Source organism: Micrococcus sp. HSID17227, from assembly GCF_003989405.1.
GTDB classification, from domain to species: domain Bacteria; phylum Actinomycetota; class Actinomycetes; order Actinomycetales; family Micrococcaceae; genus Micrococcus; species Micrococcus luteus.
The window spans coordinates 1-15,803 of the sequence record NZ_RBLN01000031.1; the positions used below are offsets into that span (position 1 = coordinate 1).

Genomic DNA, 15,803 nt, shown 5'->3' on the forward strand with positions numbered 1-15,803 from the left:
CGTGGGCGGCCGACGCCGACGTGGGGCCCAGGCTGCGGTACAGTAGCCGGTCGGCGGGGTCCTCGGCCGCGGCCTCACGCGGCAGGGGCCCGACCGGGGGCAGCAGGCGCCCGGTGACGGTGACCTGCCCGGCGGGCGCGGGGTCCACGACGTCGGCGTCGGCCGACCAGCCGCGGACCACCGGGACGACCTCGCCGTCCGGGGCGCCGGCCACCCGCAGGGCCGTGACCGTCCAGTAGCCGTCGCGGCCGTTCAGCAGGCGCGGGCCGACCAGGACGTCCGTGCCGGGCACGAACTCCCCCTCGACCGTGACCACCTGGTCGGCCTGCGAGCCCAGCAGGGCCTCGTAGGGGCGCACGTGCTCCAGGAACGGCACGGCGTTCTCGGTCTGGGTGCGCGGCGGCGGCGCATTCGTCTCCGCGGACTCGAACTGCCACTTGGACAGCGCCACGAAGACCGCGGCCGCCACGAGGGCCAGCACCAGGGTGGCCAGCCAGACGGGCTTGAGGGCGGTGCGCAGCACGCCGTATCAACTCTTCCGGTCGGGGTGCCGCCACGCGGCGGCGGGGATCAGACGGTCTGGGTGGGGGTCACGAGGACCTCCACCTTCTGGAAGTCCTTGAGCTCGGTGTAGCCGCAGGTGGCCATGGCACGCTTCAGACCGCCCATCAGGTTGGACGTGCCGTCCGCGTGGCGGCCGGGCCCCCACAGGACCTCCTCGAGCGGAGCCACCTGGCCCACGTGGGTGCGGTGCCCGCGCGGCAGCTCCGGGTGGACGGCCTCGAGGCCCCAGTGCCAGCCGCCGCCGGGGGCGTCGGTGGCGCGGGCCAGGGCGGCGCCCAGGACGACCGCGTCCGCGCCCATGGCGATCGCCTTGACGATCTCCCCCGAGGTGGAGACGCCGCCGTCGGCGATCACGTGCACGTAGCGGCCGCCGGACTCGTCCATGTAGTCGCGGCGCGCCTCGGCGATGTCCGAGATGGCCGTGGCCATCGGCACACGGATGCCCATGGCGCGGCGCGTGGTGGTGGACGCGCCGCCGCCGAAGCCGACGAGCACGCCGGCCGCGCCGGTGCGCATCAGGTGCAGGGCCGGCGTGTAGCCGGCCGCCCCGCCCACGATCACGGGCACGTCCAGCTCGTAGATGAACTGCTTGAGGTCCAGCGGCTCCTGGGTGGAGGAGACGTGCTCGGCCGAGACGGTGGTGCCGCGGATGACGAACAGGTCCACGCCCGCCGCCACGACGGTGCGGTAGAACTCCTGCGTGTTCTGCGGGGTCAGCGAGCCCGCGACGACGACGCCGGCCTCGCGGATCTGTGCGAGGCGCTCGGTGATCAGATCGGGGCGGATGGGGGCCGCGTAGGCCTCCTGCAGCATGCGGGTGGCCTCGGTCCCGGCCGGGCCGGCCTCGAGGGCGGCGATCTCCTCGAGCAGCGGGCGCGGGTCCTCGTGGCGGGTCCACAGGCCCTCGAGGTTGAGGACGCCGAGACCGCCCAGCCGCCCCATCGCGATGGCGGTCTCCGGGCTCATCACGGAGTCCATGGGCGCACCGATCACGGGCATGTCGAACGTGTAGGCGTCGATGCGCCACGTGAGGCTGACGTCCTGGGGATCCCGGGTGCGCCGCGCAGGCACCACGGACACGTCGTCGAGGGAGAAGGCCCGGCGGCCGCGCTTGCCGCGGCCGATCTCAATCTGGTTCGTCACCGGGCCAGCCTAGCCCAGGCGCCACGGGGGTGGCGCCGACCGTGTCGTCGGCGCCGCCCCCGTCCGGGGCTCCCCCGGACCCGACGTGCGGGTCAGCGCGAACGGTAGTTCGGGGCCTCGACGGTCATCATGATGTCGTGCGGATGGGACTCCTTCAGGCCCGCCGCGGTGATGCGCACGAAGCGGCCGTTCTCCTTGAGATCGGCCACCGTGGACGCGCCCGTGTAGAACATCGTCTGGCGCAGGCCGCCCACGAGCTGGTGGACCACCGAGGCGACCGGGCCCCGGAAGGGCACCTGGCCCTCGATGCCCTCGGGGATCAGCTTGTCCTCGTCCGGCACGTCCGCCTGGAAGTAGCGGTCCTTTGAGAAGGAGCGCGTGCCGTTGCGGGTCTGCATGGCGCCCAGGGAGCCCATGCCGCGGTAGGTCTTGAACTGCTTGCCCTGGTAGAACACGAGGTCGCCCGGGGACTCGGCGGTGCCCGCCAGCAGGGAGCCGAGCATCACCGAGTCGGCGCCGGCCACGAGGGCCTTGCCGATGTCACCGGAGTGCTGCAGGCCGCCGTCGGCGATCAGCGGGACGCCCGCGGGGCGCGTGGCCTTGGCCGCCTCGTAGATGGCGGTGATCTGCGGGACGCCGACGCCGGCCACCACACGGGTCGTGCAGATCGAGCCCGGGCCCACGCCCACCTTCACGGCGTCCGCGCCGGCGTCGACGATCGCCTTGGCGCCCGCGTAGGTCGCAGCCTGACCGCCGATGACGTCGACGTGCGCGGCCGCCTTCTCCTTCTTCAGGCGCGCGATCATGTCCAGCACGCCGTGCGTGTGGCCGTTCGCGGTGTCCACCACGAGGGCGTCCACGCCCGCCTCGACGAGCGCCATGGCGCGCTCCCAGCCGTCGCCGAAGAAGCCGACGGCGCCGCCGACGCGCAGGCGGCCCTCGTCGTCCTTCGCGGCGTCCGGGTACTGCTCCGCCTTGTCGAAGTCCTTGATGGTGATCAGGCCGGTCAGGCGGCCCGCATCGTCCACGAGCGGCAACTTCTCCACGCGGTTCTGGGAGAACAGGCGGATCGTCTCGGCGCGCGAGACGCCCTCCTGCGCGGTGACCAGCGGCATGCGGGTCATGGCGGTGTCCACCGTGCGGGTGGCCCACTCCTCGCGCGGGATGAAGCGGGTGTCGCGGTTGGTGATGATGCCCAGCAACGTCATGTCCTCGGCCACCACCGGCAGGCCCGAGACGCGGTACTGGGCGCACAGCTCGTCCAGGTCCGCGAGCGTGGCGTCGGGGCCGATGGTCACGGGGTCCTTGATCATCCCCGACTCGGAGCGCTTCACGGTGTCCACGTGGCGGGCCTGGTCCTCGATGGACAGGTTGCGGTGGATGATGCCCATGCCGCCCTGGCGGGCCATGGCGATGGCCAGCGGGGCCTCGGTCACGGTGTCCATCGCCGCGGAGACGATGGGGATGTTCAAGCGGATGTTGCGGGTCAGCCGGGTGCCCGGGTCCGCGTCCGCGGGGATCACGTCGGTGGCGTTGGGCAGCAGCAGGACGTCGTCATAGGTGAGGCCGAAGAAGCCGAAGGGATCCGAGGAGGAGTGGACGGGCTCGGGGCTGGGACCGGTGCTGGTGATGGTCACGAAGGGGCCTTTCGGGACGGGTGTTTCCGCGATTCTATGCCCGGGGGCCAAACCGGCGACCCGGGTGCGGGCCACGTCACAGGACCCCCGCGCTGGGCCACGCGGGGGCGAGACGGACGTCACCACCACGTCACATGGCGCAATCCGTTTCGGCGTCGTGGTAATGGACCGCCTAACCTCCCCGGATGAGCACCGCACAGTCCTCCCCCGCACCGGCGCCCCGACGTCGGCTCCCCGCCTGGACGTCGAATTTCGGCTGGCAGATCGCCGCCGCCCTCGTCCTCGGCCTCGTCCTGGGCCTGATCGCCCGCGCGACGGGGCACACCTCCGAGCACCCGACCTGGCTCGGCGAGACGCTGGCCACCGTCGGCAGCATCTACATCAGCCTGCTGAAGGCCGCGGTCGTCCCGCTGGTCTTCTTCGCCGTCGTCGCCTCCATCGCCAACCTGGCCCAGGTGACCAACGCGGCCCGCCTGGCCGCCAAGACCCTGCTGTGGTTCGCCATCACGAGCCTGATCGCGGTGCTCATCGGCCTCGCCGTCGGCGTCGTGCTGCAGCCGGGCGTGGGCACCGGCCAGACCGCGCCGGCGTCGTACCAGGCCAAGGACGTCGGCTGGCTCGACTTCCTGACCTCCCTGGTGCCGGCGAACTTCCTCGGCCTGACCGTCAAGACCACGGCGGGCGAGGACGGTGCGCTGGCCTCCTCCCCCACGTTCAACGTGCTCCAGATCCTCGTGATCGCGATCGTCGTGGGCGTGGCCGCGCTCAAGGTCGGCGCGAAGGCCGCCCCGTTCCTCACGTTCTCCCGCTCGGTGCTCGCGATCATCCAGAAGCTGCTGTGGTGGATCATCCGCCTGGCACCGATCGGCACCATCGGCCTGCTGGGCAACGCCGTGGCCTCGTACGGCTGGTCCACGATGGGCACGCTGGCCAAGTTCGTGGTGGCGGTCTACGTGGGCCTGGCCCTCGTGATGCTCGTGGTGTACCCGCTGCTGGCGCGCCTGCACGGGCTCTCCGTCAAGCAGTTCTTCACCGGCGTGTGGCCGGCGTTCCAGCTCGGCTTCGTCTCCCGCTCCTCCCTCGGCACGCTGCCCGTCACCCAGCGGGTGGCCGAGCGCAACTTCGGCGTGCCCACCGGCTACGCCTCCTTCGCCGTCCCGCTGGGCGCCACCACCAAGATGGACGGCTGCGCCGCGATCTACCCGGCCGTGGCCGCCGTGTTCATCGCCCAGTTCTACGGGATCGAGATGAGCCTGAGCCAGTACGCCCTCGTGGCGCTCGTGTCCGTGCTGGGCTCGGCCGCGACCGCCGGCACCACCGGCGCCACCGTGATGCTCACGCTCACGCTGTCCACCGCCGGGCTGCCCCTCGAGGGCATGGCCCTGCTCCTGGCCGTCGACCCGATCGTGGACATGGGCCGCACCGCCCTCAACGTGTCCGGCCAGGCCCTCATCCCCGCCCTCGTGGCCTCCCAGGAGGGCATCCTCGACCGGGACCGCTACGACGCCCCGCGCGGCGACATCTTCGGCGAGGACGAGGAGGAGATCGTCGAGGCCCGCGCCCACGCGACCGCCGACTCCCGCGCCGAGCTCGTCGGCTCCCCGACGCCGCGCGCCTGAGTCAGCGACCGGACGGGCCTGCTCCGGCGGGCCCGTCCGGGCCGTCCCCGTCCCCCTCGTCCAGGTACTCGCCCAGCACGTAGTCGTAGTCCACGGGGTTCCCGTCCTCGTCCGTGCGGCGGTACCAGTCGGTGATCTCGGCGGCGGTGGAGTCGAACCCCTCGCCGGCCGCGTACCAGCTGCCCGGTGGGGTGCGCTCCACCGTGAACGCGAAGTCGTCCCCGTACTCCACCAGGCCCCGCACCGTCGCCTTCTCGACGGCGGCCCTCTGGTACCGGTCACGGATCGCGAAGGGGTCGTTGGCCAGTTCGCGCTGGAGCGCGACCGCCATGAGGACGAGCACCACGGTGAACGGCAGCGCCGTGATGGTGATGAGGTTCTGCAGGCCGGTGAGCGCGGTGTCGCCGCCGGTCAGCAGCATCACGACGGCGATGCCCGCCATGCACAGTGCCCAGAACACCGTGATCATGCGGCGTGGGGCCGGGTCGCCGCGCTGCGAGAGCTGCGAGTTCACGATCGAGGCGGAGTCCGCCGTCGTGATGAAGAAGACCGCCAGCATGACGATCACGACCGGGGCCACCAGCCCGCCGCCGGGCAGCTGGTCCAGGACCACCCAGAAGATCTCCGCCGGCGCAGGCAGCGAGGCGGCCGTGCCGTCCGGCGCCAAGGAGCCCCGGGTCCGCTGCAGCCAGATGGTGGTGCCGCCGATGATCGTGAACGCGCCCACGATCACCGCGGCCGGGATGAACAGGGCGCCGAGGACGTACTGGCGGATGGTCCGGCCCTTCGAGATCTTCGCCATGAACACGCCCACGAACGGGGCCCAGCTGACCCACCACGCCCAGTAGAAGATCGTCCAGTTGGAGAGGAACTCCTGCATGTCCTCCCCCTCGGCCATCGAGGCGCCGAGGGCGTCCGGGGCGGAGGAGACGTAGTCCATCAGGACGCCGGGCACGATGTTCAGCAGGAACGCCGTCGGGCCGACGACGAAGAAGAACAGCGCCAGGCCGAGGGCGAGCAGCATGTTGATGTTGGACAGCCACCGGATGCCGCGGGCCACACCGGACACCGCCGAGACGATGGTGCCGATCGTGAGCACCACGATGATCCCCAGCGCCACCGTGTTCCCCGGCGCCGACCACCCCGAGACGATCTCCACGCCGCGGCCGATCTGCAGGGCGCCGATGCCCAGCGAGGCCGCCGTGCCGAACAATGTGGCGATGATCGCGAGCCCGTCGATCAGGCGCGCGCCGACCGAGTCGCTGCGCGGGGAGTCGCCGAACAGCGGCGCGATGATCGAGCTCATCAGCGGCACCCGGCCCCGGCGGTAGGACACGTAGCCGACCGACAGGCCGACGATCGCGTAGATCGCCCACGCGTTCACGCCCCAGTGCAGCGCGGCCTGGGCCAGCGCGCCCGTCACCGCCTCCTCGCTCCCCGCCTCGTACGCCCCCGGGCGCGGGGCCAGGTAGTAGGTCAGCGGCTCGTACGGGCCGAAGAAGATGATGCCGATGCCGATGCCGGCCGCGAAGAGCATGGCCGACCAGCTCGCCGTGGAGTACTCGGGCTTCTCCCCGTCCAGGCCCAGCGGGATCTCGCCGTACCGGGAGAACGCCAGGACCAGCAGGAACACCACCATCCCGATGGCCAGCAGGACGAACAGCCAGCCGGCGTGGACCATCACCCAGTCGAGGGCCGCGCTCGAGACGGCCAGCACGGCGTCCGGCTGCAGCACACCCCACACCACGAAGCCGACCACCAGCAGGCCGACGACGGCGAGGATCACCCGGTCCACGCCGTAGCGCACCCGGCGGTCCTCCACGGACACGCCCGGCACGAGGGCCGGGTGGATGCCGTGCGGATAGGAGAACTCGCGGACGAAGCGGCGCAGCCGTGGCCGGGCCGGGGTCCGGGTCGTGTGGGACCCGGTGGGACGGGGCGGCGTGGGTGTGTCCATGGGCACACCATAGAGGGCACCCCGGACGGCCGGCGTCTCCCGCCCGGACGACGACGGCCCCTCACCCGGGCGGGTGAGGGGCCGTCGTCGACAGCCGGCCGTGTCAGGGCCGACTCAGGGGTCAGTGCTGGTGGCCGGCCTCGTCCTCGTCGGCGGGCTTGTCCGCCACGAGGGTCTCGGTGGTCAGCACGAGGGCCGCGATGGAGGTGGCGTTGGCCAGCGCGGAGCGCGTCACCTTGACCGGGTCGATCACGCCGTCGGCGATCAGGTCGCCGTAGACGCCGGTCTTCGCGTTGAAGCCGTGGTTCGGCTCCAGCTCGGCGACCTTGGAGACCACCACGTAGCCGTCCTCGCCCGCGTTCTGGGCGATCCAGCGCAGCGGCTGCTTCAGGGCCTTGCGGACGATGTCCACGCCCACGGCGGCGTCACCGGTCAGGGCCTGGACGTCGGCGTCGGTGTCGAGCACGGTCAGCGCGTTGATGAGCGCGGTGCCGCCGCCGGCCACGATGCCCTCCTCGAGGGCGGCGCGGGTCGAGGACACGGCGTCCTCGATGCGGTGCTTGCGCTCCTTGAGCTCCACCTCGGTGGCGGCGCCCACGCGGATCACGCCGATGCCGCCGGAGAGCTTGGCGAGACGCTCCTGGAGCTTCTCGCGGTCCCAGTCGGAGTCGGTCGCGGCGGCCTCGGCCTTGATCTGGGCGATCCGGGCCTCGACGTCCTCGGGCGCACCGCCGCCGTCGACGATGGTGGTCTCGTCCTTGGTGACGGTGATGCGGCGGGCGGAGCCGAGCACGTCCAGGTCGGCCTGCTCGAGCTTCATGCCGAGGTCCGGGGAGACGACCTGGGCGCCGGTGAGGATCGCGATGTCCTGCATCATGGCCTTGCGGCGGTCGCCGAAGCCCGGAGCCTTGACGGCCACGACGTTCAGGGTGCCGCGGATCTTGTTGACCACGAGGGTGGACAGGGCCTCGCCCTCGATGTCCTCGGCGATCACGAACAGCGGCTTGTTGGCCTGCACGACCTTCTCCAGCAGGGGCAGCAGCTCCTGCACGTTGGAGATCTTGCCCGAGTTGATCAGGACGTAGGCGTCCTCGAGCACGGCCTCCTGACGCTCGGCGTCGGTGACCATGTACGGGGACAGGAAGCCCTTGTCGAACTGCATGCCCTCGGTGACGTCCAGCTCGGTGGAGGTCGTGGAGGACTCCTCGATGGTGATGACGCCGTCGGTGCCGACCGTGTCGAACGCGCGGGCCAGCAGCTCGCCGACCTCGTCGTTCTGGGCCGAGATGGCGGCCACGTGGGCCACCTCCTTGCCCTCGACCGGGCGGGCGTTCTCCTGCAGGCGCTGCTCGACGGCGGCCACGGCCACCTCGATGCCCCTCTTGACCTCGCCCGGCGCGGCGCCGGCGGCGACCTGGCGCATGCCCTCGTTCACGAGCGCCTGGGCCAGCACGGTGGCGGTGGTGGTGCCGTCGCCTGCGATGTCGTTGGTCTTGGTGGCGACCTCCTTGGCGAGCTGGGCGCCCATGTTCTCGTACGGGTCCTCCAGCTCCACCTCACGGGCGATCGTGACGCCGTCGTTGGTGATGGTGGGGGCGCCCCACGCCTTGTCGAGCACCACATTGCGGCCCTTGGGGCCGAGGGTGACCTTGACGGTGTCGGCGAGCTTGTCGATGCCGGCCTGGAGGGCGCGGCGTGCGTCGTCGTTGAAAGCCAGCTGCTTGGCCATGACGGACGCTCCTTTCGTTCAGGGAGTCAGGGGGTGCGGAGACGCGAGGGGCCCGGGGCGCGCGCACCGGTGCGGTGCGTGCCGCTCACCGGGCCCGTCGCGGTGGGGTCACTTGGTGACGACGGCCAGCACGTCGCGGGCGGAGAGCACCAGGTACTCCTCGCCGCCGACCTTGACCTCGGTGCCGCCGTACTTGGAGTACAGCACCACGTCACCCTCGGCGACGTCGACCGGCACGCGGTTGCCGTTCTCGGCGACCCGGCCCGGGCCCACGGCCACGACCTGGCCCTCCTGCGGCTTCTCCTTGGCGGTGTCCGGGATCACGAGGCCCGACGCGGTGGTCTGCTCGGCCTCCAGGGGGCGGACAACGATGCGATCCTCGAGGGGCTTGATGGAGACAGACATGCTGCACACTCCTTCTTCGTCGACGTGCGGCTCCGGCGGGCTCGCCGGTCCGCTGATGCTGTGGTCTGCGGGTGCGCCACGGGCGTCAGACCCTCCGTCGTCGCGGTGCCGGACGGTCCACCTCGGGCATTGGCACCAGGTACCCCCGGGTGCCAGCCCCGATTCTACTCCGGGTTTTGGCACTCCTTCAACATGAGTGCCAGCCGTGTCCCCGCCGTCCGCCGAGGGCGGAGGTCGGTGGCACGATGCGGTGGGGCGGCGGGCCGGGCGGGTTCCGGGCCCGGGGGCACACGGAGTGGTCACGACTGCGGCCGGGATCCTGTCCCTCCCCCACTCCCCACCCTGCCCCCCGCCACCCTCCGTGGGCAGAAACCGCACCCCCGCCCATCGCGTGGGCAGCATCCGCAGGTTTTCGATCTCCGTGGGCAGAAGCGCCCTCTCTTCCGCCCACGGATGTTGCGTGGGCGGAACTCCTCGCAGTTCTGCCCACCGAGCCATGACGACGTCGTCCCGACGGGACAACCGGCCGTCGCCGAGTCCTGCACAGCCGGCCCACCCCGCGCCGTTGTGCACAGACACGCGGCCCGCCCGGCCGCCGTCGGACCGACCGCGTCAGGGTCGACCCATGCCCTTCGCTCCCGACCTCCCCCTCGTCCCCGTCTTCACCACCCGCGACGTGCTCGAACGCGGTCTACCGCCCAGCCGGGTGCGGCGGTCCGACGTCCTCCGCCTCGCCCGCGGCATCCACCGTCGCCGTGACATGCCGCTGCGCACCTGGGAGTCGGCTGGGCTCCCGCCGCCGCACCACGGGGTCGGCCTCGACCTGCTGACCGCCCTCCTGCGGTCCCGTCCCGACGCCGTCCTCTCCCACGAGACGGCGGCGCACCTCCACGGCCTCCCGCTTCCCCCGGGCGGGGCCACGCGACGCGCCGCCGTCGAGATCACGTTGCACCGCGGCACCGCACGGGCGCGGATCCCCGGCGTCATGGAGCACCGCAGACCCCTGCCCGCCGGCCACGTCACCTCCGTGCTCGGGCTACGGGTGACGACGCCGGAACGGACCTGGCTCGATCTGTGCTCGATCGGCCACCCCTGGGACGAGGCATCCCTCGTGTCGGCGGGTGACCACCTGGTCCGTCACCCCTGGTCTCCGCGCGGCCGGCGGCCTCCCATCACCACGGTCACCGCGCTGCACGAGGCGATGCGGCCGCTCGGGCGGTTCGTCGGAAGACCGCGGGCGACGGCGGCGCTCGAGCGCGTACGGGTGGGTGCCGACTCGCCGCAGGAGACCCGGCTGAGGCTGGCGCTCGTCGAGGCGGGGCTGGGCGAGCCGGCTCTGCAGCACGTGTTCGACCCCGGGCGGCGGGACGCCCCCGAGGCCGATCTGTGGTTCGAGGACTGCCGGCTCGTCCTCCAGTACGACGGCGAGGTGCACCGGAGTGCCGAGCAACACGCCCGGGACGCCCGGCGAGACCAGTACTACGCGGAGCGTGGGCAGATGACCCTGCACGTCACGGGCCGGGACGTCGGCGAGGGATACGCGCGGGTGATCGAGGCCGTCCTCAGACGACGGGCACAGGTCTCGAACGGCTGGGATGCATGACGTCGTCGTCGCGTATGGCCCTGCCGTCCATGCGCAGGGGTTCCGTGGGCAGAAGCGAGGGTGCTTCTGCCCACGGAACCTGGAAACACGCGGGTTCTGCCCCCGGAAGGCGAGACCCGGCGGGTTCTGCCCACGGAACGCTCGCGTCGGCCGGGCACCCGACCCCCGCCCGGACCGACCCGGGCCGGCCTCACCGTCGCCCCGCTCAGTAGTACACGGCCAGCGGCCCGTGCGGTCCGTCCACCACGCTGCAGGGGGTCTTGAAGATCCGCTCCAGCACCTCAGGGCGCAGGATCTCGGCCGGGGTGCCGGTCTCCACCACCTGGCCGTCGCCCATGGCCACGATCCGGTCGGCGTAGTGGGCGGCGAAGTTGATGTCGTGCAGCACGATCACCACGGTCCGGCCCAGCTCGTCGGCCGCCCGACGCAGCTGCTGCATCATCTGCACCGAGTGCTGCATGTCCAGGTTGTTCAGCGGCTCGTCCAGCAGCACGTACTCGGTGTTCTGCGCCAGCACCATCGCCACGTACGCCCGCTGCCGCTGGCCGCCCGAGAGCTGGTCGAGGTACCGGTTCTCGAACGGGCCGAGGTTGAGGAAGTCGATCGCGTCGGACACGTGCCGCTCGTCCTCCAGGGTCAGCCGGCCGCGCGTGTACGGGTAGCGCCCGAACCCCACGAGCTGCCGCACGGTCAGCCGCGTCACGAAGTGGTTCTCCTGCCGCAGGATGGACAGGGTCTGCGCGATCTTCCGGGACGGCGTCGTGGTGATGTCGTGCCCGCCCACGGCGATCGTCCCGGCGTCGGCGTCCTGCAGCCGGCCGATCATCGTCAGCAGCGTGGACTTGCCCGCCCCGTTGGGCCCCACGAGCGCCGTCACTCCCCCGGCCTGGATGTCCAGGTCCACGGGTCCGATGCACACCTCGTCGCTGTGGCGCTTCACCACGCCGCGCAGCTCGATCACAGACGTCCCTTTCTCATCACGACGACCAGGAAGGTGATGCCGCCGATCAGCTCGATGACCACCGTGACCGCACCCCCCGCGTAGAACACGTGCCGCAGCACGAAGTAGGCGCTCGTGAGCACCGCGTACCCGGCCAGCGCCGCCACCGGGAGGATGAACCGGTGGTCGTGGGTGTCGACGAGGCTGTACGCCAGCGTCGCCACGAGGAAGCCGAGGAACGTCATCGGGCCCACGAGCGCGGTGGTCATGGCCATCAGCACGGAGACCAGCAGCAGCGTCACCATGAGCTCGCGCCGGTGGGGCAGGCCCAGGTTGGTCGCGGCGTCGGCGCCGAGCGCCACCGTGTTCAGGCGGCGGGAGCGCAGCCACAGCAGCGCGCACACGACGACGGCGATGGGCGCGGCGATCGCCACGTACTCGGTCCGGGCGTTGGAGATGTTGCCGAAGAGCCGCGCGCTCAGCAGGTCGAACGAGTTCGGGTCCAGCAGTCGCTGCATGAACGTGCTCAGCGCGGCCAGCCCGCCGCCCAGCACCACGCCCACGAGCAGCATCAGATGGACGCTGCCGTAGGGCCGGGAGAGCAGCCACGAGTACAGGGCCGTCGCCAGCGCCACCATGAGCGCGGCCTGGGCGAGGAACGGCCCCACCCCGGTCAGCACCGCGACGCCGGCGGCTCCCAGCACGTACACGGCGACGGTCGACACGGCGGTGTAGAGCGCCTCGAACCCCATGATCGAGGGCGTGATGATGCGGTTGCCCGTCACCGTGTGGAAGGTGACGGTCGCGAAGGAGTGGCACAGTGCCACGATGCCGATCACGCCCAGGGACTCCACGCGCATCCGCGCGATCATCCAGAACGCGCGCGAACCGGGTTCGGCCTCGTTGCCCCACAGCAGGATCCCGGCGGTGGAGAGCACGGCGACGGCGGCCAGCACGGCGACGACGACCGCATACCTCCGGCGGTCGGCGGCGGTGACGAACGCGCCGGACCGGCGCGGGGCGTCGGCCTCGACGGGCCCGGCCGCGGTGGCGCCGCCGGGCGGGGCGGGGATGCGACCCGGGGCGGTCGCGAGCGGCTCAGCCATGCTTGGCCTGCCTCAGCAGCAGGGCGAGGAACACGATCGCGCCCACGAGGCCCAGGATCAGCGAGATGGGCACCTCGAACGGGGCGATCACGGTGCGCCCGATCAGGTCGCAGACGATCACGATCCACACGCCGACCATGACCACCCAGGGCAGGTTCGTCCGCAGGTTGTCGCCGCGCACCATGGACACGAGGTTGGGGACCACGAGCCCCAGGAACGGGAGGGCCCCGATCACCACGGTGACCACGCCGGTGGCCACGGCCACCATGGCCACGCCGGTGAGGATCACGGCGTCGTAGTTGAGGCCGACGTTCGTGGCGACGTCCTTGCCGAGGCCGGCCACGGTGAAGCGGTCCGCGATGACGAAGACCGCCACGCACACGATCAGCACGAGGAAGAGCAGCTCATACCGGCCGCGGACCACGGAGGTGAACGAGCCCGCGAACCACGCGCCCACCTGCTGCAGCATGTCCGTCTGGAGGGCGAGGAACGTCGACGCGGCGCCCACGACGGCGCCGAGCATGATGCCCACGATCGGCACGATGAGGGAGGACTGCAGGCGCACCCGCCGCAGGAAGAGGAAGAAGACGAGGGTGCCGACGAAGGCGAAGAGGATGGCCCCGACCATCCGGGTCACCAGGCCCGCACCCGGCACGAGCACCATGGTCACCAGCAGGCCGAGGCCGGCCCACTCGGTGGTGCCCGTGGTGCTGGGCTCCACGAAGCGGTTCTGCGTCATGAGCTGCATGATCAGCCCGCACATCGCCATCGAGGCGCCGGCCAGCACGAGGGCGACCGTGCGCGGCACGCGCGTGATGGCGAACATCTCGCGTCCGCCCTCCGCGCCGACGTCGTACACGCCCACGAACAGCGAGACCACGATGAGGGCCGCGGTCACCACGACGCCGACCAGCAGCGGCCAGGTGCGCTGCCAGCGGGTGCGCTCGGGCCGCAGGACGGCGGGCGGGACCCAGCACACGCGGTCGCCCCGCCCCGGCTCCTCGAGCCGGGGCGGGGCGTCGGCGACGTGGTGACGCACGTCGAGAGTCACTGCGCGCCTTCGAAGGCCTTCGCGAGGTCCTCCATGACGGTGGTGTGGTTCTGGATGTCCTCGGCGACGTAGAAGTCGGCGGGCAGGTAGACGATGTTGCCCTCCTTCACCGCGGTCACGTCCTGGAGGGCCTCGGAGCGCTCGATCAGCTCGGCGGCGGTGGCGTTCTCCTCGCCGATGGCGGCGTCGCGGTCCATGACGATCAGCCAGTCCGGGTTCGACTTCGCGATGGCCTCGACGGAGATGTCGTCGCCCTGGTGGTTGTCGGTGCCCGACTGCTCGAGGGCCGGGGTCAGCTCCAGCATGTCGAAGAACGGGCCGATGGCGCGACCGGTGCTGGGCGCGACGTACGACAGCTCTCCGCCCGAGGCGATGAGGCCCATGACGGTCTGCTCGGGGTCGTAGGCGTCCTTGGCGCGCTGGGTGGCGGCGTCGAAGTCGGCGATGAGCTTCTCGGCATCGGCCTCGTGGCCGGTGGCCTCGCCCAGCAGGGTGGTCAGCTCCTTCAGGCCCTCGTCCATGGGGGTCTGCGTGACGTCGAAGTCCGTGTCCACGACGGCGGCGTCGCCGGTCAGCTCGTCGATCTCGGCCTTGCGCTCGTTGAACCGCTGGCCGTTGAACACGACGTCCGGCTCGGCCGTGACGAACAGCTCCATGTCCGGCTCCCGGTGGTTGCCGATGTCGGCGACCGAGTCGTCCTGGAGGTAGGAGGGCCCGCCCTCGCCCTTGTACATGATCTGCTTCGGTGCGGCCGACAGCTCGACTCCCCAGTCGTCCAGGGTGCGGAAGGTGCGGTTGTCCGTGGCGATGACGGAGTCGACCTCCTCCGGCAGGGTGACCTCGGCGCCGGACATGTCGGTGACGGTGACCCCGGTCGCGATGCCGCCCGAGGCGGCCGAGGAGCCGCCGGCGGCGCTCGCGGAGGCCGAGGACTCGCCGGAGGCGCTCGCGGAGGACGAGCCCGTGGCCGCGCCGCCGGCGGAGCAGCCGACGAGGGCGAGGGCCGCCACCGAGGTCAGGGCGAGACGGGCGAGGCGGGGGGCGCTGACGGAACGCGGCATGGTTCTCCTTCTGGGCGGCGGGGCTGCCCCGGGATGAGCAGTCGGGGTGGTGGGCGCGCTCCCGTGGAGGTGAGCCTTGCCTCAGTCGAATACCGTACACGAGGGTGCCGTAATCCCCCAACGGGGGTTCGACGGCTCCCGCCGCCCGGGGCCCGCGGCCTCGAGCCCCGTCAGTCCAACGGCGTCACCTCGAGGGCGAACCGCGACCGACCCACGCGCGCCAGCACGAGGGTGGCGTGCCGTCCGGCCCCGCCACGCCGGCCCGGCTTCGCCCCGCCGAGGACGGCGCGACGCACCTCCTCGGGCGTCTCGCGGATGCCCCGCTTCTTCACGTCCAGCCGGCCCACCCCGGTCTCCTTCGCCCAGCGCCGCAGGGAGGCCAGGTGGAAACCGTGCACCGCCTCGATCCGATGGGCGCGGGCCAGGCCGTCGTGCACGGGCTCGGGCGCGACGAGGTAGGCCAGGTGGGGGTCCAGCTGCCGCGTCGGCACGGGCCAGGACGCGGCCAGGTCCGTCACGAGTCCGGCCCGGATGACGGCGCCGTCCGGCTCGTGCAGGACCGCGCCGACGAGCCCCGCCATGCCCTCCTCCCCCACGGCCTCGACCTCGGGCGAGTCGCCGAAGTCCGCGCCGGAGACGAGCTGCGCCGTCGTCGTCTCCCCGCCCCGGACGGTCATGACGCGCGCCGCCCGCCGCACCCCGGGGCGGGCCGCCGCGTTGAACCACAGGGCGGCCTCCACGACGTCGCCGTCGACGCTCACCCACTCGGCCTCGGCGCCCGCCGGCACGGCCTCGTGCGGGAGCCCCGGGCCGAGCTTGACACCGAGCGGGACGCCCGTCGCGGCGATGTCCGTCACGACGCTCAGGGGCGGGGAGAACGCCTCGGGGTCGAACACGCGCGCGGACCCGCCCCCGCCGACCTGACGGCGGGCGGGGTCCAGCCACACCGCGTCCGCCTCGGCGGGCACGTGGGCGCGGGCCCAGGCCA

Annotated in this window: 12 protein-coding genes and 1 pseudogene; 2 read left to right on the forward strand and 11 right to left on the reverse strand. The window is 72.1% G+C overall.

Annotated elements, in window-relative coordinates:
• The 3 genes from D8M29_RS03370 to guaB all read right to left on the reverse strand — a co-directional run.
• On the reverse strand, positions 1 to 523 hold a 523-nt coding region (locus D8M29_RS03370; RefSeq protein WP_305034212.1), incomplete at its 3' end, for an SURF1 family cytochrome oxidase biogenesis protein.
• Positions 524 to 570: 47 nt separating this feature from the next.
• Complete coding sequence (locus D8M29_RS03375; RefSeq protein ID WP_036317609.1) at positions 571 to 1,707, reverse strand: GuaB3 family IMP dehydrogenase-related protein; 1,137 nt, start codon at positions 1,705 to 1,707, stop codon at positions 571 to 573.
• A gap of 92 nt (positions 1,708 to 1,799) precedes the next feature.
• Positions 1,800 to 3,344, reverse strand: coding sequence for an IMP dehydrogenase (gene guaB, locus D8M29_RS03380; RefSeq protein ID WP_127435086.1), 1,545 nt, complete (start codon positions 3,342 to 3,344; stop codon positions 1,800 to 1,802).
• Between the two features lie 185 nt (positions 3,345 to 3,529).
• Here guaB and D8M29_RS03385 point away from each other — a divergent pair, with 185 nt between their 5' ends.
• Positions 3,530 to 4,963: a dicarboxylate/amino acid:cation symporter gene (locus D8M29_RS03385; RefSeq protein ID WP_127435087.1), complete on the forward strand. Its 1,434-nt coding sequence runs from the start codon at positions 3,530 to 3,532 to the stop codon at positions 4,961 to 4,963.
• Between the two features lies 1 nt (position 4,964).
• Here the strand turns inward: D8M29_RS03385 and D8M29_RS03390 are convergent, their stop codons facing one another.
• The 3 genes from D8M29_RS03390 to groES form a co-directional block, all read right to left on the reverse strand.
• The gene (locus D8M29_RS03390; protein WP_127435088.1) at positions 4,965 to 6,920 is read right to left on the reverse strand and encodes a BCCT family transporter; all 1,956 of its coding nucleotides are present in this window, start codon (positions 6,918 to 6,920) and stop codon (positions 4,965 to 4,967) included.
• Positions 6,921 to 7,041: 121 nt separating this feature from the next.
• A complete protein-coding gene (gene groL, locus D8M29_RS03395) occupies positions 7,042 to 8,649 on the reverse strand; it encodes a chaperonin GroEL (protein ID WP_036340907.1) in 1,608 nt (535 codons plus the stop codon).
• Between the two features lie 108 nt (positions 8,650 to 8,757).
• Positions 8,758 to 9,054, reverse strand: coding sequence for a co-chaperone GroES (gene groES / locus D8M29_RS03400; protein WP_002857590.1), 297 nt, complete (start codon positions 9,052 to 9,054; stop codon positions 8,758 to 8,760).
• A 625-nt stretch (positions 9,055 to 9,679) separates the two neighbouring features.
• Between groES and D8M29_RS03405 the strand changes: the two genes are divergently transcribed.
• Positions 9,680 to 10,657, forward strand: coding sequence for a hypothetical protein (locus D8M29_RS03405; protein WP_036384981.1), 978 nt, complete (start codon positions 9,680 to 9,682; stop codon positions 10,655 to 10,657).
• 205 nt (positions 10,658 to 10,862) lie between these two features.
• Here D8M29_RS03405 and D8M29_RS03410 read toward each other — a convergent pair whose 3' ends face one another.
• From D8M29_RS03410 to D8M29_RS03430, 5 genes and pseudogenes are all read right to left on the reverse strand, one after another.
• Positions 10,863 to 11,618: an ABC transporter ATP-binding protein gene (locus D8M29_RS03410; RefSeq protein ID WP_002857584.1), complete on the reverse strand. Its 756-nt coding sequence runs from the start codon at positions 11,616 to 11,618 to the stop codon at positions 10,863 to 10,865.
• Complete coding sequence (locus D8M29_RS03415) at positions 11,615 to 12,703, reverse strand: iron chelate uptake ABC transporter family permease subunit (RefSeq protein WP_127435089.1); 1,089 nt, start codon at positions 12,701 to 12,703, stop codon at positions 11,615 to 11,617. The genes D8M29_RS03410 and D8M29_RS03415 overlap by 4 nt, the downstream gene beginning before the upstream one ends.
• On the reverse strand, positions 12,696 to 13,754 hold the full coding sequence (locus D8M29_RS03420; RefSeq protein WP_080694961.1) for an ABC transporter permease: 1,059 nt from the start codon (positions 13,752 to 13,754) through the stop codon (positions 12,696 to 12,698). Before D8M29_RS03420 ends, D8M29_RS03415 begins: the two co-directional genes overlap by 8 nt.
• Positions 13,751 to 14,815 (reverse strand): siderophore ABC transporter substrate-binding protein, encoded by a 1,065-nt coding sequence (locus D8M29_RS03425; protein ID WP_127435090.1) that lies wholly within the window; start codon positions 14,813 to 14,815, stop codon positions 13,751 to 13,753. Before D8M29_RS03425 ends, D8M29_RS03420 begins: the two co-directional genes overlap by 4 nt.
• 170 nt (positions 14,816 to 14,985) lie before the next feature.
• Positions 14,986 to 15,803, reverse strand: a pseudogene (locus tag D8M29_RS03430) (SAM-dependent methyltransferase); the annotation flags it as partial.